The organism is Rhizobium arsenicireducens (genome assembly GCF_964021225.1).
This window is the reverse complement of the sequence record NZ_CAXHYK020000003.1, coordinates 16,935-34,963: the sequence shown is the minus strand read 5'-3', so window position 1 is coordinate 34,963 and position 18,029 is coordinate 16,935. Positions and strand designations below refer to the sequence as shown.

16 protein-coding genes are annotated in these 18,029 nt (G+C 56.1%); 3 read left to right on the top strand and 13 right to left on the bottom strand.

All coding sequences use genetic code 11. From position 1 onward, the window contains the following. Window positions 1-32 precede the first annotated feature (32 nt). From istB to rnk, 4 genes are all read right to left on the bottom strand, one after another. Entirely contained in the window at window positions 33-827 is a 795-nt protein-coding gene (gene istB, locus ACWPVA_RS21330; RefSeq protein WP_454289703.1) for an IS21-like element helper ATPase IstB, read from the bottom strand. Beyond that, the gene (istA, locus tag ACWPVA_RS21325; protein ID WP_454289702.1) at window positions 817-2,337 is read right to left on the bottom strand and encodes an IS21 family transposase; all 1,521 of its coding nucleotides are present in this window, start codon (window positions 2,335-2,337) and stop codon (window positions 817-819) included. Before istA ends, istB begins: the two co-directional genes overlap by 11 nt. Window positions 2,338-2,576: 239 nt before the next feature. After that, window positions 2,577-3,116, bottom strand: a complete 540-nt coding sequence (locus tag ACWPVA_RS21320) for a nucleoside-diphosphate kinase (RefSeq protein WP_454289701.1) — start codon at window positions 3,114-3,116, stop codon at window positions 2,577-2,579. 140 nt (window positions 3,117-3,256) lie between these two features. Next, a complete protein-coding gene (rnk, locus tag ACWPVA_RS21315) occupies window positions 3,257-3,676 on the bottom strand; it encodes a nucleoside diphosphate kinase regulator (protein WP_113460735.1) in 420 nt (139 codons plus the stop codon). Between the two features lie 896 nt (window positions 3,677-4,572). Here rnk and ACWPVA_RS21310 point away from each other — a divergent pair. Next, the gene (locus tag ACWPVA_RS21310; RefSeq protein WP_454289700.1) at window positions 4,573-5,424 is read left to right on the top strand and encodes a bifunctional allantoicase/(S)-ureidoglycine aminohydrolase; all 852 of its coding nucleotides are present in this window, start codon (window positions 4,573-4,575) and stop codon (window positions 5,422-5,424) included. Window positions 5,425-5,705: 281 nt separating this feature from the next. Here ACWPVA_RS21310 and ACWPVA_RS21305 read toward each other — a convergent pair whose 3' ends face one another. The 6 genes from ACWPVA_RS21305 to ACWPVA_RS21280 all read right to left on the bottom strand — a co-directional run bounded on the left by ACWPVA_RS21305 (window position 5,706) and on the right by ACWPVA_RS21280 (window position 10,789). Continuing rightward, window positions 5,706-6,239 carry an NUDIX hydrolase gene (locus ACWPVA_RS21305; RefSeq protein WP_454289699.1) on the bottom strand — a complete coding sequence of 178 codons (534 nt, stop codon included), beginning with the start codon at window positions 6,237-6,239 and terminating at the stop codon, window positions 5,706-5,708. Then, entirely contained in the window at window positions 6,239-6,766 is a 528-nt protein-coding gene (locus ACWPVA_RS21300) for a transcription elongation factor GreAB (protein ID WP_454289698.1), read from the bottom strand. Before ACWPVA_RS21300 ends, ACWPVA_RS21305 begins: the two co-directional genes overlap by 1 nt. Before the next feature lie 47 nt (window positions 6,767-6,813). Continuing rightward, on the bottom strand, window positions 6,814-7,626 hold the full coding sequence (locus ACWPVA_RS21295; protein WP_454289697.1) for a hypothetical protein: 813 nt from the start codon (window positions 7,624-7,626) through the stop codon (window positions 6,814-6,816). Window positions 7,627-7,849: 223 nt separating this feature from the next. Beyond that, window positions 7,850-9,199, bottom strand: a complete 1,350-nt coding sequence (gdhA, locus tag ACWPVA_RS21290) for an NADP-specific glutamate dehydrogenase (protein ID WP_454289696.1) — start codon at window positions 9,197-9,199, stop codon at window positions 7,850-7,852. Window positions 9,200-9,273: 74 nt separating this feature from the next. Beyond that, window positions 9,274-10,179, bottom strand: coding sequence for a DMT family transporter (locus tag ACWPVA_RS21285; RefSeq protein ID WP_454289695.1), 906 nt, complete (start codon window positions 10,177-10,179; stop codon window positions 9,274-9,276). A 172-nt stretch (window positions 10,180-10,351) separates the two neighbouring features. Then, the gene (locus tag ACWPVA_RS21280) at window positions 10,352-10,789 is read right to left on the bottom strand and encodes a GreA/GreB family elongation factor (RefSeq protein WP_454289694.1); all 438 of its coding nucleotides are present in this window, start codon (window positions 10,787-10,789) and stop codon (window positions 10,352-10,354) included. A gap of 1,031 nt (window positions 10,790-11,820) precedes the next feature. Between ACWPVA_RS21280 and ACWPVA_RS21275 the strand changes: the two genes are divergently transcribed. Together ACWPVA_RS21275 and ACWPVA_RS21270 are read left to right on the top strand one after the other, a co-directional pair. Beyond that, complete coding sequence (locus ACWPVA_RS21275) at window positions 11,821-12,762, top strand: mechanosensitive ion channel family protein (protein ID WP_454289693.1); 942 nt, start codon at window positions 11,821-11,823, stop codon at window positions 12,760-12,762. Beyond that, window positions 12,734-13,516, top strand: a complete 783-nt coding sequence (locus ACWPVA_RS21270) for a uroporphyrinogen-III synthase (protein ID WP_454289692.1) — start codon at window positions 12,734-12,736, stop codon at window positions 13,514-13,516. Before ACWPVA_RS21275 ends, ACWPVA_RS21270 begins: the two co-directional genes overlap by 29 nt. A 145-nt stretch (window positions 13,517-13,661) precedes the next feature. Here the strand turns inward: ACWPVA_RS21270 and ACWPVA_RS21265 are convergent, their stop codons facing one another. The 3 genes from ACWPVA_RS21265 to ACWPVA_RS21255 form a co-directional block, all read right to left on the bottom strand. Continuing rightward, entirely contained in the window at window positions 13,662-14,864 is a 1,203-nt protein-coding gene (locus ACWPVA_RS21265; protein WP_454289691.1) for a M24 family metallopeptidase, read from the bottom strand. Window positions 14,865-15,339: 475 nt separating this feature from the next. Beyond that, window positions 15,340-17,031: a cis-3-hydroxy-L-proline dehydratase gene (gene lhpI / locus ACWPVA_RS21260; RefSeq protein ID WP_454289690.1), complete on the bottom strand. Its 1,692-nt coding sequence runs from the start codon at window positions 17,029-17,031 to the stop codon at window positions 15,340-15,342. Continuing rightward, on the bottom strand, window positions 17,028-18,029 hold the full coding sequence (locus tag ACWPVA_RS21255) for a 4-hydroxyproline epimerase (RefSeq protein ID WP_454289689.1): 1,002 nt from the start codon (window positions 18,027-18,029) through the stop codon (window positions 17,028-17,030). The genes lhpI and ACWPVA_RS21255 overlap by 4 nt, the downstream gene beginning before the upstream one ends.

Genomic DNA, 18,029 nt, shown 5'->3' with positions numbered 1-18,029 from the left:
GAATTGAGCCACCTCTAAGTATGGTTTTCTGATCAGGCCTTGGTCAATGGGTTGGTCTTCTCTCCTCTCTTCTGTGCCGCAGCGGCCGAGCTGGCCTTGAAGCGGAAGCTGTCGTTTCCTGTTTCCAGGATGTGGCAACGGTGGGTCAGACGGTCGAGTAGAGCGGTGGTCATCTTGGCGTCGCCGAAGACGGTTGCCCATTCGCTGAAGCTCAGGTTGGTGGTGATGATCACGCTGGTGCGCTCGTAAAGCTTGCTCAGCAGGTGGAAGAGCAGCGCTCCCCCCGACGCGCTGAACGGAAGGTATCCGAGCTCATCCAGGATCAGCAGATCGAGACGGACCAACGTCTCGGCGATCTGGCCGGCCTTGCCTTTGGCCTTTTCCTGCTCGAGCGCATTGACCAATTCTATGGTCGAGAAGAAGCGGACCTTTCGGCGATGATGCTCGACCGCCTGGACTCCAAGGGCGGTCGCCACATGGGTTTTGCCTGTGCCTGGCCCGCCGACGAGCACGATGTTTTGCGCTCCGTCCATGAACTCGCATCGATGCAGTTGGCGCACCGTCGCCTCGTTGATCTCGCTAGCGGCGAAGTCGTATCCGGAGATGTCCTTGTAGGCAGGGAACCGGGCGGCCTTCATGTGATAGGCGATGGAGCGAACCTCGCGCTCGGCCATCTCGGCCTTCAGCAACTGGGACAAGGTCGGCACGGCCGCATCGAACGCTGGAGCACCTTGTTCGATCAGGTCCGTAACGGCTTGGGCCATGCCATACATCTTCAGGCTACGCAGCATGATGACGACGGAGGCGCTGGCAGGATCATGACGCATTGCGGCCTCCTGCTATCCGGACGCGCAGGCCATCGTAACGTTCAACGTTGGCCTTGGGTTCACGCAGTAAAGCCAGAGCCTGTGGTGTATCGATGTCGGGACCGTCGATCGTCTTGCCGTCGATCAGACGATGCAGCAGGTTCAGCACATGCGTCTTGGTCGCGACACCCCCATCCAGGGCGAGCTCCACAGCCTTGAGTACGACCTGTTCGTCATGGTGAAGAACGAGGGCAAGGATGTCCGCCATCTCCCGATCACCGCCGGGGCGACGAAGCATCTGATCCTGCAGCTTCCGAAAGGCCGGCGGCAATTCCAGAAAGGGTGCACCATTGCGCAGGGCACCGGGCTTGCGTTGGATGACCGCAAGATAATGCCGCCAGTCGTAAATCGTCCTCGGGGGCTTGTCGTGGCTCCGCTCGATCACCCGTGGATGTTCGCATAGGATATTCCCTTCGGCCGCAACGACCAGTCGTTCGGGATAAATCCGCAGGCTCACAGGCCTGTTGGCAAACGATGCCGGCACGCTGTAGCGGTTCCGTTCGAAGGTAATCAGGCAGGTGGGCGAGACGCGCTTGCTCTGCTCGACGAAGCCGTCAAACGCGATAGGCAACGCCATCAATGCGGCCCTCTCATCAGCCCAGACATCTGCGATCGAACCGGGCAAGGTGCCGTGCGCCGTGTCGCGCCACAGGTCTTGGCAATGCTGTTCCAGCCAGGCATTCAATGCCGCCAGATCCGGAAAGTCGGGCATCTGTTGCCACAGCCGTGGTCGAGCATCCTGGACGTTCTTCTCGACCTGACCCTTCTCCCAACCCGCAGCCGGATTGCAGAACTCGGGCGCAAAGACGTAGTGGTTGGTCATGGCGAGGAAACGGATATTGACCTGTCGTTCCTTCCCGCGGCCCACGCGATCAACGGCGGTCTTCATGTTGTCGTAGATGCCGCGACCAGGTACGCCGCCGAACACGCGGAACCCGTGCCAATGGGCGTCGAACAGCATCTCATGCGTTTGCAGCAAGTAGGCTCTGACCAGAAACGCCCGACTGTGCGATAGCTTGATGTGCGCGACCTGAAGCTTGGTACGCTCGCCGCCTATCACGGCATAATCTTCACTCCAATCGAATTGGAATGCTTCGCCTGCACGGAAAGACAGCGGAACGAATATGCCGCGGCCAGTCGTCTGCTGCTCAATTCGCCACTCACGGGCAAAGGCGGCGACCCGACCGTAGGAGCCGGTAAACCCGAGAACCACCAGATCGGCGTGAAGCTGCTTCAGAGTTCGGCGCTGCTTGCGCGACCTCCCGGCCTCGGTCTTCAGCCAGGCCGCCAGCTTATCGGCAAAAGGATCAAGCTTGCTCGGCCGCTCCGGTACCGTGAACGTCGGCTCGATCGTGCCAGCGTTCAAATACTTCGCAATCGTGTTGCGCGACAAACCGGTATGCCGACTGATCTCGCGGATCGACTGCTTCTCGCGCAGCTTCATCCGACGGATGATGTTTAAAAGTCCCATGTGGATCACTCCGTTGCCCCCGTCGCTCACCGCGTTGGGGGAAGGTTCACATGGCTCAATTCTCAATGGAAATTATGCGCCTAACCGGCTCAGTTCTGCGTGGAAACCAACAGGATGATGCTTCCGGTCAACGAGAAACAACCGCTGTAAGCGATCTTGCGGATGGGCGAGTTACCGACACACCATTGGATGCGCACCTCGATCTCGGCGCGCATCCGGGAGAAGCTTACGGCTAGACGTCAGGCTGCTGATGGTCCCGGATCATCAAATCCGCCGGCCACAAAGGAACTCATGCAGCGATGCCTATCAAGTCCGCCAGATATGACGCGCAGCATCGGTTTTCGCTCAGCCGTAAGCTCTTCTTGACCTAGCGCCTCTCGTTCACGCCGCGACGCTTCTGGCTGATACTCTACCTTTTCGAGCACAATCTTCTCCGTGACGCCGTTCATATTGACTAATGACATCGCCTGACCTTCGCGCAGTCCAAGAAGCGCCAGACCACGAAGCGTCGTGATGGGCAGGAACATGCCCACCGGCCCATGAGTCTGTCCGGTTGAGATAACACGCGTATCACTCTCGCCAGCTGCGACGCGGAAGCGTACCCGGCTGTTGATGCTTGCAATGTCACCCGGCAGGTCTTCTCGGAATACGACGATGGCCTTCTCCATCTTGTTCCGGATCAGGGGCATCAGCAGGCCAGTTTGGTCATGGTGGCGGTCACGCAGGACCTCCAGGATGGTGAAATCCTTGGTCGTCAGGATGATATTGTCGTTCGACATTTCGCAGTTCTCCGTCGCTCACCTCTGAGCGAATACATCGACAAGAATGGGAGATCCCCTGCGCGCATTCCGCGCAGGGGTGACTATCCTGCGATTAGGGAGCCTCCCTTGAGGGAGAGACGACGGAGCGTCGTGAGCCATCATGCCACCTTGCTTGCTGCAAGGTTTTCCACGTGCTCAACATGAAGACGATGCACACGGCCGTCGCGTGCGACCCAGTCGATGGACTGGCCGGCAGAGAGACCAATGAGCGCAGCGCCAATTGGTGTGAGGATGGAAATCCTACCAGCGGCAATATCGGCTTCTCCAGGAAACACGAGTGTCACCGTACGATCCTCGCCAAGATCACTGGTAAAGCGGACAGTCGATCCCATACGCACGACATTGGAGGCAATCTTGTAATTTTGCACGACGCGCGCACGATCGAGCTCGACCATAAGCTCCTCGGAGACTTCTGGATTGCGCAAAGCATGAGCTTCTGCGAGCCGCAAAAGCCTCTCATAGTCTGTTTTTGTCAGGACGATCGCAGGCTTGCGATGACGCTTCGTGTCAGTGACCATAGTCTTGTTTCCTGTAAACAAGCGCAGCCGGGCGTTTGCCGCACAGCCGTAATTTAGATTATTGATGAATTATGCTTTGACGCCTGCTCCCGCTATGCGGGACGCGACCTATGCCCCACGACCTGGTCGTGACGCAACCGGGCCGGGGGTTACCTGCCTGCGATCAGGCACATCCGTTTGCGGATGATATGGTAGCAATTTGTCAGCATATCCCTAAGATGGGCGCAACGGATTCCGAAGTCAAGCAATGCCAGCAGTTCGCCCCAGAAACAGGCAAATAGTCGCTATCCGTAGGGTCGAGCCAAGCAGCAGGTGGCGCGCAGCTTTCTGGTTCGATTGCTGAGCTTGCTATTCGTGACGCATACTTATAGGCTCACTAAGTGGGCCAAGACCTCCCAGTTGAAGGCATCCCCAGCGGCGCGTTAGTCGCTTCCTAGCCACGGCATCTGCCGTGGCATTTTTTATTCGGGGTTTCTTACACCATATCTCGGAATCCGGCTTTGAGCCCCGCCAGGAAGCGGCTTCAGCGCTTCTTTTTCACGCGTTTCACGCGCGCACCCCTGGGCAAGTTGCCTCGCACCTGTGCTTGAATTTGGTACTGGTCGAGACTGCAAAGTGCATCACCCGGATCCCGTGAATCAAATAGACGGTTCCATCGCGAGTGCAGCCCACATGAAATCCGCGAATCTCGCGCCCTTTGCGTAGTCTGCAAGGTGCCATTTTCCTCAGCAGCAGATGCACAGGTATCCTGGACAATCAGCATTATGATGGAGAGGCGAATTTTCGTCTGCTAGATCGTCCCGCCATCATTCGACGCATTCAGCTACATTTCGAGAGTTGACGTCGTGACCGGGCGAGCGTTGATAAGCCAGACCAGCATCAACAGGATACTATCGATGACGAGGCAATACTTCAACGCTATCGGCGGCCATCCCGGCCAAGATAAGCTTTTGACCGACCGCGCGATATTCACGGAGGCGTACGCTTTTCTGCCGAAAGGGACAATGCGCGATATCGTCGCGAGTTATCTCCCGTTCTGGTCTCAGACCCGGCTTTGGGTGATCGCCCGGCCGATGAGTGGGTTCGCGGAGACATTTTCGCAATACATCATGGAAGTACAGCCAGGCGGCGGATCTGAGCGTCCGGAAATCGACATTGAGGCACAGTCGGTTCTTTTCATTGTTGAAGGAACCGCGAAGCTTAGCATCGGTACCGATGTTCACCAGCTGACACCTGGAGGGTACGCATATCTGCCACCCGGCCAGAACTGGGCGTTGCACAATGACGGATCCGAGCCTCTCCGATTTCACTGGATCCGCAAGGCTTATGATGCCGTGGAGGGGTTGGATCTACCAGAAGCCCTAGTCTTGAATGAAAATGACATAACACCGGTGTCCATGCCTGGCACTGATGGGAAATGGTCAACGACACGGTTTGTCGACCCCCTCGATCTCCGACATGACATGCATGTAACCATTGTTTCATTGGAGCCTGGCGCTGTTATTCCGTTCCTGGAAACACATGTAATGGAGCATGGGCTATATGTATTAGAGGGGAAAGCCGCTTACCGGCTCAACAATGACTGGGTCGAAGTTGAAGCCGGAGACTTTATGTGGCTACGGGCCTTTTGCCCGCAGGCTTGCTACGCTGGTGGACCTGGCCCATTTCGGTATCTGCTTTACAAGGACGTAAATCGCCATATGCCGTTACATCTGGGCAGACCAATGCAACGACGCATGGATCGTTAGCGCTAAGTCACCGATGATCATGTGCGAGAAACACGGCACGTCGATTGAGGGCGCGCTGGATGACGGTCTTGAATGAAGCCGCTTCATGCCCAGACAGCACTCGCCTTATACGCACCGGCTGTGAGAACCGCCTTTGAAGGCGGTTCCGTTGGGTGAATTACGAAATTCGTCTGACTATAAAAAAATACTTCACTGGCGTCCCGAAATACTAATTCCTGATTTATTTGCCAAGATCCGAGAACATAATACGCTGCACCTTTTCATTTTAATCCAAAATCTGGCTATTTATCAGATATCAATTGCCTGTTTGCCATGCCATAACCTTTGATTACTGCCGCTAGTTGAGCATTATGCACGGCTTCCACTGCTTCGTTCACAGAGAACCAGCGGCGCTTCCGCTTCTCCCACTCTTGCCACCGCACCAGCGTCCCGCGTACCTCGAGCGGATAAACGCGAACACGTCTGGCCGACTGCGGATCTGCCGACTTAGCAAACTCAAACTCACCTATGGGAATGGCTGCCACCCTCCCGATGACACCAGCTTCCTCAAGTGCCTCCTGAGCGGCAGAGTCAAATTCCGATTTACCTGTCATGGGCCATCCTTTCGGGATGATCCAATGACGGCCGCTGCTTGATGTTATCAACATAATACGCAGGCTGCCACTTTTCGAGGAGCGCCACGGCAAAGCACCTACCTGACGAAAAGGCTTACTCCTGGCGAGCGCAGAGCCGTGCTCCTCGGCGTCACTACTGGGCCCAAGTGAGTGCCCAGTACTAACTATTTCCTTACACTGCCTGTCGACGAAGGCACCCATCACGCAGCACTCGGGCCAGGATCGTCGTCCGGCTCGTAAACGATCGATCTCAGCCGCGGCTTGAAGCTGAGTACCTGCGGTGCATTGTCGACAGACTGAAAGGGCGCCTGCGACGATCCTTTAAACTTACTTTCACGTGCCTCCGGCTGATAAGTCACGGTCACGACCTGCAAGATCTCTCGCCTACCGTCCTCGAGAAAATACTCGACCTTTTCACCCTCAGCGAGACCCAAGAGCGCCAGCCCTCGCATCGTGTGGACAGAAAGGGCGAAATCCGGCAGGCGTTCCAGCCCGCTCCGCACGAGGACATGAAGTAACGTGTCTCGTCCATTAATTGTATACATGACGTGACTATCAAGCGTCACTACGTCTGACGGAATATCGTCTTTGAAGTAGATCTCGGCATGGTTTATTTTGTCGCGGAGGAAGGCCGTAAATAAGTCCGGTGTTTCGCGATATGCTTCCAGCATAGACATCAATACGCTGACGTCGCCTGCTGTCAGCTGACAGAAGGATTCTCTAGACATCTAAATTATCTCCGAAAAGATTCTGGATTGAGGCAGATTCCCCTGGCCTAGCCTGCGCTAGACCAGGGCTCCGATCCTGCGGCCAGAATCTCGCTTCGCCTACGTAAGATGTCGTGTCCTGCGGGCGGCACCGCACTCATGGAAACCACGTTGAGACCAAGAGCTCTGCGTTTTGCCTCGCGAGCAGCGATCGATACGTTGACGGATGTTTTGCAGTCGTAGCTGCTCTCAATAGACGAACTGCAATGCTCGATCTCGAAAACCGACGATGCAAGTTTCGGCCGCGAGTCCTTCTGAGATCCTTCACTGCGGAAGAAATGGCGTCCATCTGTAAAGCCGAGCCGAATGCTATCGTACGACGGTCGAGCTACCAACGAGTTGAGCGACTCCATATACGCCCTACCGCTGTCCGGAGAGGAGCCCTCGATCATTCCTTTGGCTATATGGGTCCGATCGACAGCAGGGCGCCTCCAGATAAAGAAACGGTTCTGCACAAGATCAATGTATTCGTCGAGAGCGGGGATGGGTATCGATTCCGATGCGGAAGGATGGAGGAGTAAAAACGGGTCACTCTCTTCAGCTGAGTCATTCATCCTAAAGCACAGAATTTCTTCCAATGAGGCGGGTATCTCCGGCCAAGCATTGAGGACAGAGGCTGTAATCTCAGGAGCGACGTTCGCTTTGCGCCACAAAGCATGCATTACCGCAAGCACGATCAAGCTTGGTCTCCCCACCGAGGGGTTTGCCGTTTTTACCAGTGCACCAACTGTGGCGGCGTCTTCGCCTAAAGCCGTAGGCAAATCGTCGATAACACAAGCCTTGAGACCTGGTTCGGTCCCGCTGAGCAACGAGGGGAACATGATGGTGACCTTTACCAGCCGTCGCATGCTCGCTGTGGCAGCAGAGTACAACGGAATTTCGGGGAACAGCAAAAAGCCCGACCGCACTGGTGCGATCGGGTCAGGAGCCTGCTTTAAGACGCAGTGGCTCCCGCTTCGCTCTGGTTCCAAAAGTCATCATGAAGATGATCGTAGACTGCCACCGTACGAAGTCAAGCCGAACCTGATCTCCCGGCTATCGTGCTTAGATAACTCCCAAGGCGTCCATCGCTTCCGCGACCCTTACGAATCCGGTGATGTTGGCACCCAGCACGTAATCCCCCGGCGCACCATATTCCTCAGCAGTTTCAGCGCAGGCATCATGAATAGCACTCATAATGACCGCGAGACGCGCTTCCGTCTGTTCAAAGCTCCAACTGTCACGCGAAGCGTTTTGCTGCATTTCAAGAGCAGATGTGGCGACCCCTCCAGCGTTTGCTGCTTTTCCCGGTGCAAACATCACCCCAGCCTCCTGAAACAGCTTCACCGCTTCGGGAGTGCATGGCATGTTTGCCCCCTCTCCCACCGCAATCACACCGTTCTTGACCAGGGCTCGGGCGTCTTTGCCGGTCAGCTCGTTTTGGGTCGCTGACGGCATTGCTATTTCACACGGCACATCCCAAATGGATCCGGTGTCGATAAAGCGAGCGCCGGCACCTTTGAGCTTGATGTATTCGGAAATGCGCTCCCTTCGCACTTCTTTGATCTCTTTGACCAGGGCGAGATCTATGCCACTGTTGTCAACAATGTATCCATTTGAATCTGAGCAAGCGACAATTTTTCCGCCAAACTCGATAACTTTCTCCATCGTGTAAATGGCAACATTTCCCGAACCAGAGACCACCACTTGCTTCCCGGAAAAATCCATCCCTTTCCTGCTTAGCATTCGGCTGACAAAGTAGGTCGCGCCATAACCGGTTGCTTCCCTGCGAGCTCGAGAACCGCCATAAAAGAGGGCTTTGCCGGTGAGAACACCCGCTTCAAAGCGATTGGTAAGCCTCTTATATTGTCCAAACATGTAGCCGATCTCGCGACCACCGACGCCGATATCGCCAGCAGGAACGTCAGTGTACTCCCCGATATGCCTGTAAAGTTCAGTCATGAAGGACTGACAAAAGCGCATGATTTCGCCATCAGACCGTCCTCGGGGATTGAAGTCAGAGCCACCCTTGCCGCCCCCTATTGGCATTCCAGTCAGGGCGTTCTTGAACGTCTGTTCGAAACCAAGAAACTTGATGATGCCGACGTTCACCGATGGATGAAAACGGATCCCGCCCTTGTAGGGCCCCAGAGCCGAGTTGAACTGGACACGGAAGCCACGGTTGATTTGCACCTGCCCGTTGTCATCGACCCAAGGCACTCGAAAGATGATTTGTCGCTCCGGCTCACAGATACGCTCGATAAGCGCGTTTTCAGCATAGCGTGGATGCTTTGCAATGACCCTACCAAGGCTCTCCAGAACCTCCCGCACAGCTTGGTGGAACTCGAACTCCCCCGCGTTTCGCCGCAAGACCTCATTGAGGATAGGTTCGAGTTTCTCGTCAACGTGTACCATAAATTACTCCAGTATTTTTGAAGGCTCGGCGGGGGATTTTGTTTGCTCACAAGTCAGTAATCTTTGACGACAGGTCATTGTTCTATGCTGGCATGAGACCTCATTCGCTCAGATCGCATCGCCTGGAAATTCGATAGGAGGATTATCCCTCCTCCAACGACGACCCAGACATCTATGCCTTCGCCATAGGCATAGAATCCGACGAGCGCGGCCATAGGGACTCGCAGAAAGTCGATGGGCATGATGACTGAAGCGTCGAGTCTCTTCAGCGCCTGTGCTTGACAGTAATGCGCGCTTAAAGCTCCAACACCTGCAACGAGCATCCATGGGATATCGGTCAAGCTAACGTCCCGCCAATCAGTCATGGCAGCCAAAAGTCCCAGCGGCAGCTGAATGAGTATCATCCAGATCACGATCACCCCAGGTGAGCATTCCTTGGTGAGTTGTTTGACGAGGATCAACGATAGCCCATAGCCACCTGCCGCTAGCAGCACCAGGCCCGCAGCGGGATCAATGACACCGTATCCTGGCCGCACCACCACCAGGACACCGAGGAAACCGCCGAGTGTCGCAAGGAGTTCGGCAAGGTCAGCTGCTCCCCAAGCAGTAGCCAAGCGAAGAACACGACCCAGATGGGCATGGTAAACTCGAGGGCGAACACCGAAGCCAGCGGAAGAAGGACTACTCCGACGGTCCAAAAGTACTGGGCAGCGAAATGAACGACGTTTCGGGCGAGGTGTCGTCGAACCATTTTCCTCTGCCGAATTTCCGGTAGGAGCGATCGGCCCACCATTATTATGACGCCTAAACCAACCAAGGCACGGAAAAACAAGACTTGGCGGATTGATAAGGTTGAAGCGAGCTTCCCGCGATCCCACTGCCATGCTTATGAATGACGCCATGCTCAGCGCCATCCAAACCAAGCCCTGTACGAATTCCGCCCGCGCACGTGTGGCAGCTAAGCGTTTGTCAATTGCCATAATTGCTCCGAGAAAGGTCTCATCGTAAGGATGGCGAAGGTGCACAGCCTCGTTTCGGGAGGCCAGAGTCTGATGTGCTTTTCGCCAAAAATTCAGTACCGTGTTGATTGAAAGCAGGATCTTGACGGAACAAGACCCGTCGCATCCCACCCAGCCACGAACCACGCCACTGCTAGAGCCTTCTCAGTTTGATGCGGCTGCTGATTGTTTTAGAAGCCAACCGACCACTATCGATGTGGCCTACACTCGTCACCGTCAGTTGACACTTCCGTCCAGCACGAGAGTGCCACTCTCCTCGCTCTCCAGGCCTAAGCCCGATAAGTGCGACCCCAACAGGCGTCAGCACCGAGAGATGGCCGGCATCCACTTTGTCCGGCAGAACGAGAGTAATATGGCGTCGGTCTCCATTAACTTCATACGAGACAGCCGATCCAAGGCGAACGGTGACAGGCGAAACCTGCTCGTCTGCCACCACCCAGCAATTTTCTAGTCTCTCATTCAGTTCGGGGCCGACATCAAAATTATTGGCTAAGGCTACGAAGGCTAAGCGGCTCAGCGCATGATAGTCAGTGACCCCGATCACGGGCATGGTTCGGTTGAGTGAAAACATAGGAATTGTCACCTGCGCATTGGCTCCGTCATTCAACGGAGGTGCATTGTTTGATCATTTTGAAAGAGGACTGTCGCAGATGGTCAGACGAAACGTGTTGACCGAGCCTTGCAGGATCCGGCCGGCGACGATGGCCGGATCCAGCTAAGATCCTGCGATAGGGCAGACCCGGAATGCGCGCATCGCGCGTGTGTCGCTATAGTCGAACATGCCAACAGCATTTATGCTAGGTGCCAGGAAGTCAAGTGCACTGCGAGCGTCCATCAGCGTGTCTTCATGCACCTGACCTGTCGGTAAAGCCCTTGTTGACTTCCCCCTCAAGCATGCCATGATCAGGAGGCCACGATGAAGATTAGTGATCTCCATGTTCCCCATCTCTGCCGAGAGTGTCCCGTCGAAGGACACTAGCCCGGGCCGTAGACTGCTGTCGCGCGTCTAAACCCGGGCTTCGATCCTCCGGGGTTGCGCGGCACTCAGCCATCACAGCAGTCTTTATCTAACGCAGCCTCCTCAGCTGCGATACGGGGCAATTGAAATGAACATCACCCTACGCGGAAAGCCAACGATAATCGTTGGGCGGTTCGTCGGCGCTTGCTTGACCTCTATTGCGGGCTCTGCATCTGCGCGGGACCCCGACGTTTCCAAACTGCGGCTGATCGACCTTGAGGGCGCAGACCTAGTGGAAGGCAATCGACTCCCAGCAGACTCTGCGGGGAGATTGCCTGAATCTTTGTTGAGACAAAGAGCGGTCATAATCGAGCAGCGACACTCCGCGCCCCTCGAGGGGCCAGCATTGCTCCGTCGATGGTCAGTGTGAAGACACGAATTGGCACTGCCTTGCTCGATCTTTCCGGACAACCAATCATGTGACGTAGGGGCGACCGGCATTGCAGCCACTGCCCGGTGTTGACGTGAAGGCCGACGTACCGGTTACCGCCGCCAAACAAGCTCGCAGCGAATGATACCTGGCTCTGTTCACAGACGGACGGGGAGCCTCCATGTGCCTGCGCACTCAATGCAAGGGGAGACAAATGACGACATCAACTGACCGGGTAAGGCGGGCAAGCCGCGTTGTTTGGCCAATCATAGTTATTATCCCGGCTTTGGCCATTCAAGGTGTTCACGTTTCATCGCACCAATCGGTCCAGCCAGAATGGACTGAGAAGGCATCGATCTGCGTAATCCTTTTCGCCGGCGCAATTCTCTTCAGCCGTCTTCTGTCTATCTTCTTCGACCGGCGGCTCACAAAGAACCGGCGGCCCAAACTCCTGAGAGAATTGACGGGATCGCTGGCTTTCCTAGCAGCTGCGATTGGGTCGGCTTCCGTTCTGTTTGGCGATTTTGCAAATGGCATTCTAGCAGGCTCGGGGCTGATCATCGCCATTATTGGTTTTGCGATGAGGAACGTTGTCGCTGACATCCTGACCGGAATAGCCTTCGGTCTGGAAGCGCCATTCAGGATCGGGGACTGGGTCGATTTCGGTGGAACGACAAAGGGCCAGATTGTTGAAATCGGCTGGCGGTCGACGCGTCTTCTTACGAGGGATGCTACCTATATGATCCTGCCCAACAGCCAAGTGGCAAGACAACAACTCACCAACTATAGCGCACCGCGGCGGCACTATCGGACTCAAGTCACAATCATGCTCGAGCATGACGTTGAGGTCTCCTCGGCAAAAGCCATCCTCCTGCGTGGAGCACTCGCAGCGGGGACCATCGGAAGCGATCCACCTCCTGACGTGAGGCTTGTCGCTCTATCACTGGATGGTGCGGCCTATGTAGTCCGCTTCTGGGTACCAAACTTCGCTGAGGATATGGACTGCCGAGACCGCGTACTCGTCTCTATAGCGAGCGCACTTAGCGAGGCTGCGATACGCCTGCCGGGTCAGTGCGCGGAAACACGTAGGTCTCGAACCACGAGGAACTCACCATTGGAGCAAGGCAATGAACCCGAATTCAAAAATGCCGCATGACCAGACGAGACGTCGGCTCCTGCTCACTCGCTCTGATTTGCAAGCCGAAGAGATGGTCGAAGCGCTGGCGTCAGTGGGAATATCCTGCGTCAGCGAACCGATGTTGTCGATCTGGCATGTGAGGAAACTCGAGACCCATACCGTGGAGCCCGCTTCAGCCTTGGTATTCACCTCCGCGAACGGCGTGGATGCCTTTATGGGACAAGGCGGGTCGGCAAGAGGAAAGGTCATCTATGCCGTTGGACCGCAAACGGCGGGTCGTCTCGCAGCGCATGGAGTCCATACCGTGCATACTGCATCAGGAGATGCCGCATCATTGCTGCAACTGATCTACTCCACTTGGAGACCTGGAGATGGCTCAATAGTGCACGTCTCAGGTGAGGACATCAGCTGCGACATCGCTGCGGAGTTACGACAATGGGGATATCGAGCCCGCAGAACAATTGTTTATGTCGCAGTGCCCTCGACGTCGATCTCAACTGCGACCCTGGACGGCCTGCGAAACAGCACGTTTTTTGGTGCGGTCTTTCTGTCATGCAGAGCAGCTGAAGTGTTCTGCTCTCTCTTGGACAAGACTGCCGACATCCGCGCGGAAGGAATGACGGCGTACTGCCTATCAAGGTCGGTGTCAGAAGCAGTCTCTTCGCGAGCTTTTCAACACCTCAGATGGGCGTCATGCCCGACCCGAGGTGGCCTTGTTCAGCTCCTGGCGAACCACTGGCAAGCAACAAGAGCCGATACTGCGAGGCCATGATGATGTCAGCACATCTATTATCAGGGTGATCATAAAGCTCCGACTTACTCCACCCAGAGCAGAACGCCAGTATTCCGGGCGAAACGCCCGAAGTTGTTCATACAAACCGAACCAACTTTCTATCGTCCAACGATCAGTACGATAGTCAGTTAAATGGCTGCTCAAGCGAGACTGGAGGAGGAGTGAAAAAAACGGGACCGTCGGCGGTCATGTAAATGATATCTTCAAGGCGCACGCCACATTCTCCATAGATCGCGAGCATCGGCTCGACCGAGAAGACCATCCCTGGCTCTAAAAGGGTTTTGTTACCGCGAACAATGTAGGGTGCTTCGTGCAAATCCATTCCCAAACCATGGCCCGTGCGGTGAGGCAGGCCAGGAACGACGTAGTCAGGACCATATCCGGCGGCTGTCAGGACCTTGCGCGCCGCAAAATCGACCTCCTCGCAGGCTATACCAATTTGTGCGGCGTTGAAGGCTGCTTGTTGGGCCTTCCGCTCCAGGTTCCAGACTTCCCGCTGGCGTTCCGTCGCCGACCCGAAAACGTAGGTCCGGGTGATATCGGAGCAGTAACCGTGAATCTGAGCCCCAAGATCGATAAGAACCATGTCGCCCCGTCTAAGTATCTGGTCGTAAGGCACACCATGGGGATAGGCGGTCGCCTCGCCAAACTGTGCTGCAGCGAACATGTGACGCATGCCGAGCTTGGCGTGGGCGGCAGCGATGAAACTGTTTACTTCCTTCGTTGAGACGCCTTCATAGAGGCCTACCCAGACAGCCTTATGCACCTGGAGACTTGCAGTCATCGCGGCCTGGACAATGGCAATCTCGGTCGCCGATTTGATCTGCCGGCATTGGGCAATCAGACGTTGAGCGCCAACAACCTTGAGGCGGCCGCCGATATTGGCAGTGATCGGGTCAAAAAAAGCAAACGGTGTCGCGGGGTCGAACGCTAAACTTTCCCCGTCGACGCTCAGGCCACAAACTAGGTTCGCCACCAGAACGGCCGGATCCTCGTGCTCTTCCCATGTCGCGATCTTCCCTGGGATCACGATGAGCGACCGGGTTTTTGGCTCCTCGAAGGCTGGAGTGACATAGATAGGTTCTCCTTCAGACGGAATGATGCCGCCATGCATTCGCTCACTCGCGCCGAGCGACAAGCCAGTGAAATAGGCGAGGCTGGTCGACGTATCGAGATAGACAGCTTTGACATCCACCTCCCGCATCAGTCCCTGAAGCTTGGTAATTCGTGCAGCAAGTTCCTGATGCGAGATCGATGGGATGGCGGATGCGGTGTTAGTAAACTCGCCAAGGGACTGATCGAATGATTTGTAGGCAGGGGCGCTCATACTCGGGTTCCTGAATAAAGGGATAGGTCGTGCCAAATCACCGCACAAAAAGCATGTATTATGAGAGAATTAGTGCTTTTTGCCACTACTCTCCCCGTCATCCGGCTGAGTGTCCAGATTCGATACTTGCTGTCTACACGTGACCTGCCAGAGCTGCTGATGATTTACATAATTTGCGTCCCACACGAACTGCCAGGATCGCTGATGCGGGCGCTGAAACTGGGACTCGAACAGTAACCGCAGTACAAGCCCTGGAAAACAGCGAGATTGCGGCCGCTAATGAATCAGAAGTATTTGCATTCGGCTCTCTCTCTCGGCCGCTCGCCCCCTAGCCGCCTCGACTAGTCGATTAGACTGACTGCTCCCGGATCCAGGATCCTCGACAATCACCGCACAACAGTATGTCGTTCGACATCGGCTGGCGGAGTGGCATGTTGTGCACACGCCAGTCAGCTTTGCCCGGCCAATGCCTCTTTCACACCAACCAAGCCGGAATGCGGTGCGGCACACGACCACTGACGGCGGCTGCGACACAATCGGCAATGCTGCCGAAGCGAACGCGGCGACCGCTTAGACCAGGACCGTAGTGCGCATACTTGCCCGAATTCGTAATGACAGTACGCGCGCGTGGCGGGAAAACTGGTTCGCTAATCGAGCACCAGCAAAGATCCGGTAGTATGGTGACGCCGGCACTTTGAAGTTTAGCCAGGGTACCGTTTTCCTGGGCCTCAGCTATCACGTGATGGCCCGCTGTGATGATAACGGAGACATCTGGGTGCCGAACTCGGCCGTCAAGCGCGGAGGAGAAGGCCTGACACTCGCCGATAGATGCATGTGGGCTACCAATTGCCACGAGCTCGACCTCTTCAGGCCCTTCAGCGAGCTGATGCCATGCCGCGGCCATCTGAGTTAGGCTCATCGTCTGTTGAGGCAGTTCCTGAAGTACCTGCACGTTGGCCTCAGGTGTCACGCCCTCAATGTGTAACATGGGCGCTGCTGATGTCGTACCGAAGGCCGCGCAGAGAGCTTTTAGGTCATCCTTCGATGGATTCGCTGATGCAAGGCCACGCAACAACGGAATGCTGTCGGGACACAGCTGTCCGGCAACATAGCCCACCAGAGGCCAGTAGGCGTCATCGATTTCAGCAGGGACCGTGACGTTGATAACAAGCTCCGGCTTTCGCTGCTCGTCGAGATACACGCCGGCAAGCGGTGCACGACCCGTCAATGCGATGCATAGATCAAGAAAGTCCGGATGTTTCGGCGTCCGCGCCCCTAGAACCGAATTGGCAAAAATGACGGCGTTGGATTCAGCCCAGGCTACCGCTTCGCCTAGAGCCGGCGCACTTCGAAGCAAATAGGGCGAACATGTGTAGGTAGGCTGACAGCCCATGCGTACATAGGCTTCCGCAAGCTTCGCGGCTGGTGCTCCGAAAGTTTGTGGTATCTCTTGCGTCTGCCAGTTCGCATAGTCCACCGAAATCGCGTTCATTGTGGTTGGAACACAGACCTGCGCGCCAAGATAGGCCATCTTCTCCGCGAAGACCAGATTGGCAGGGCTCGCATAAATGCAACCATCGACATGAGCTTGCGTCACGTCGATCAGTCTTGTTGCGCCTTGCTGCGCCGCCATGGCGCAGATGATCTGCATGGCCTGATGGGCGCCAGCACCCTTGTCACCCGCGAGGATGGCTCGGTCCGCAGCCGTCAGATCAATCGCGCCGCTTGGAGGGGGTGCTAGTGGCATCGTCATCTCACCGGCTTCGATCGAGCTGCTGGTGATGTGAGCACGGCGGTAATTGGAAAGCTCCCGGAAAACGTCGGCAGAAACTCGAACGACCGGGATCGGCTTTTCGAACATCATGGCCGCGACCAGGGCGCCGAGTGTCAAAACATCCTCCGGGCCACTGAATACCAGAGCAGCGGGGGCGAGATCATTGAGTATCAAGTCAAGCAAGACACCGGAACCGGTGCACGATCCACGGCTCGATGGCATCAGGAGGATGGAACCCGCCAAGCTCGCCCCGTGCAAGGGGTGATGAACGTCAATGACTTTCCCATCGGCGGGAGAGACACCTCCCCAAAAGCTCAGCGCTTCGGTCGTTGAGAGTATCGGTCCTTCTGCTTCTCCAGCGAGGATAGTCAGGCAATGATGTACGTTATTCATTGGACGATAAAACCATGGGCGAAGGGGTCGCGTTCATCGATGAAGATTGTGTTGATGCCGGTCATTCGCGCCCAACCGGCAATCGACGGGATAATCGCATCGCAACCTGCCACGGTCGTCGCCGCCTCGACACGACCACGGAAGAGCGAGCCGATGATCGATTCGTGGATGAATTCGTCGCCGACCTTGAGCTTGCCCTTTGCCGCCAGCTGCGCCATTCGCGCCGAAGTGCCCGTTCCACAGGGAGAGCGGTCAATCGCCTTCTCGCCGTAAAAGACGGCGTTGCGTGCGTGAGCCTCCGGGTTCGTCGGCTTGCCGGTCCACTGGATGTGGCTCAGTCCGCGTATCTCCGTATGCTCCGGATGCACGAACTCGTACTTGTCGTTGAGAGCGGCTCGCAATTTCGGGCTCCAGCCGACCAAGTCTCCTGCTGAATGATCGGCCATGTCCTGGAAATTCTTCTGTGGCTCAACGATAGCGTAGAAATTGCCCCCATAGGCAACGTCGACGACGATTTCGCCCAGTCCTTCAACCTCCACCGCCAGCCCCTCGGAATGGAGGAAGCCTGGGACATTGGTGAGCCGCACTTCCTCCACGAAGCGCCCTTCCTGGCGGTACGCGATGTCCACCTTTCCAGCTGGCGTTTCGATCGAAAGCTTACCGGGCTCGCGCGGCGTGATCAGCCCGTTCTCGATACCCATTGTGATCGTACCGATAGTCCCGTGGCCGCACATAGGCAGACAGCCAGAGGTCTCAATAAACAGGACAGCCACATCGCAGTCCGGCCGACTGGGCGCATACAGAATCGAACCCGACATCATGTCATGGCCGCGCGGCTCGTACATTAGACCGGTGCGGATCCAGTCATACTCGCGAAGAAAATGCGCACGCTTCTCGAGCATGTTCGCCCCTTCCAAACGCGGACCACCCCCGGAAACAAGCCGGACGGGGTTTCCGCACGTATGCCCGTCGATACAAAAGAAGGTATAGGAAGCCAT

What these genes read in the sequence shown, in the direction of transcription:
- istB (WP_454289703.1), bottom strand. Translation starts at nt 827, where the DNA reads ATGCGTCATGATCCTGCCAGCGCCTCCGTCGTCATCATGCTGCGTAGC.
- istA (WP_454289702.1), bottom strand. Translation starts at nt 2,337, where the DNA reads ATGGGACTTTTAAACATCATCCGTCGGATGAAGCTGCGCGAGAAGCAG.
- ACWPVA_RS21320 (WP_454289701.1), bottom strand. Translation starts at nt 3,116, where the DNA reads ATGTCGAACGACAATATCATCCTGACGACCAAGGATTTCACCATCCTG.
- rnk (WP_113460735.1), bottom strand. Translation starts at nt 3,676, where the DNA reads ATGGTCACTGACACGAAGCGTCATCGCAAGCCTGCGATCGTCCTGACA.
- ACWPVA_RS21310 (WP_454289700.1), top strand. Translation starts at nt 4,573, where the DNA reads ATGACGAGGCAATACTTCAACGCTATCGGCGGCCATCCCGGCCAAGAT.
- ACWPVA_RS21305 (WP_454289699.1), bottom strand. Translation starts at nt 6,239, where the DNA reads ATGGGTGCCTTCGTCGACAGGCAGTGTAAGGAAATAGTTAGTACTGGG.
- ACWPVA_RS21300 (WP_454289698.1), bottom strand. Translation starts at nt 6,766, where the DNA reads ATGTCTAGAGAATCCTTCTGTCAGCTGACAGCAGGCGACGTCAGCGTA.
- ACWPVA_RS21295 (WP_454289697.1), bottom strand. Translation starts at nt 7,626, where the DNA reads ATGTTCCCCTCGTTGCTCAGCGGGACCGAACCAGGTCTCAAGGCTTGT.
- gdhA (WP_454289696.1), bottom strand. Translation starts at nt 9,199, where the DNA reads ATGGTACACGTTGACGAGAAACTCGAACCTATCCTCAATGAGGTCTTG.
- ACWPVA_RS21285 (WP_454289695.1), bottom strand. Translation starts at nt 10,179, where the DNA reads ATGGCAATTGACAAACGCTTAGCTGCCACACGTGCGCGGGCGGAATTC.
- ACWPVA_RS21280 (WP_454289694.1), bottom strand. Translation starts at nt 10,789, where the DNA reads ATGTTTTCACTCAACCGAACCATGCCCGTGATCGGGGTCACTGACTAT.
- ACWPVA_RS21275 (WP_454289693.1), top strand. Translation starts at nt 11,821, where the DNA reads ATGACGACATCAACTGACCGGGTAAGGCGGGCAAGCCGCGTTGTTTGG.
- ACWPVA_RS21270 (WP_454289692.1), top strand. Translation starts at nt 12,734, where the DNA reads ATGAACCCGAATTCAAAAATGCCGCATGACCAGACGAGACGTCGGCTC.
- ACWPVA_RS21265 (WP_454289691.1), bottom strand. Translation starts at nt 14,864, where the DNA reads ATGAGCGCCCCTGCCTACAAATCATTCGATCAGTCCCTTGGCGAGTTT.
- lhpI (WP_454289690.1), bottom strand. Translation starts at nt 17,031, where the DNA reads ATGAATAACGTACATCATTGCCTGACTATCCTCGCTGGAGAAGCAGAA.
- ACWPVA_RS21255 (WP_454289689.1), bottom strand. Translation starts at nt 18,029, where the DNA reads ATGGCTTCCTATACCTTCTTTTGTATCGACGGGCATACGTGCGGAAAC.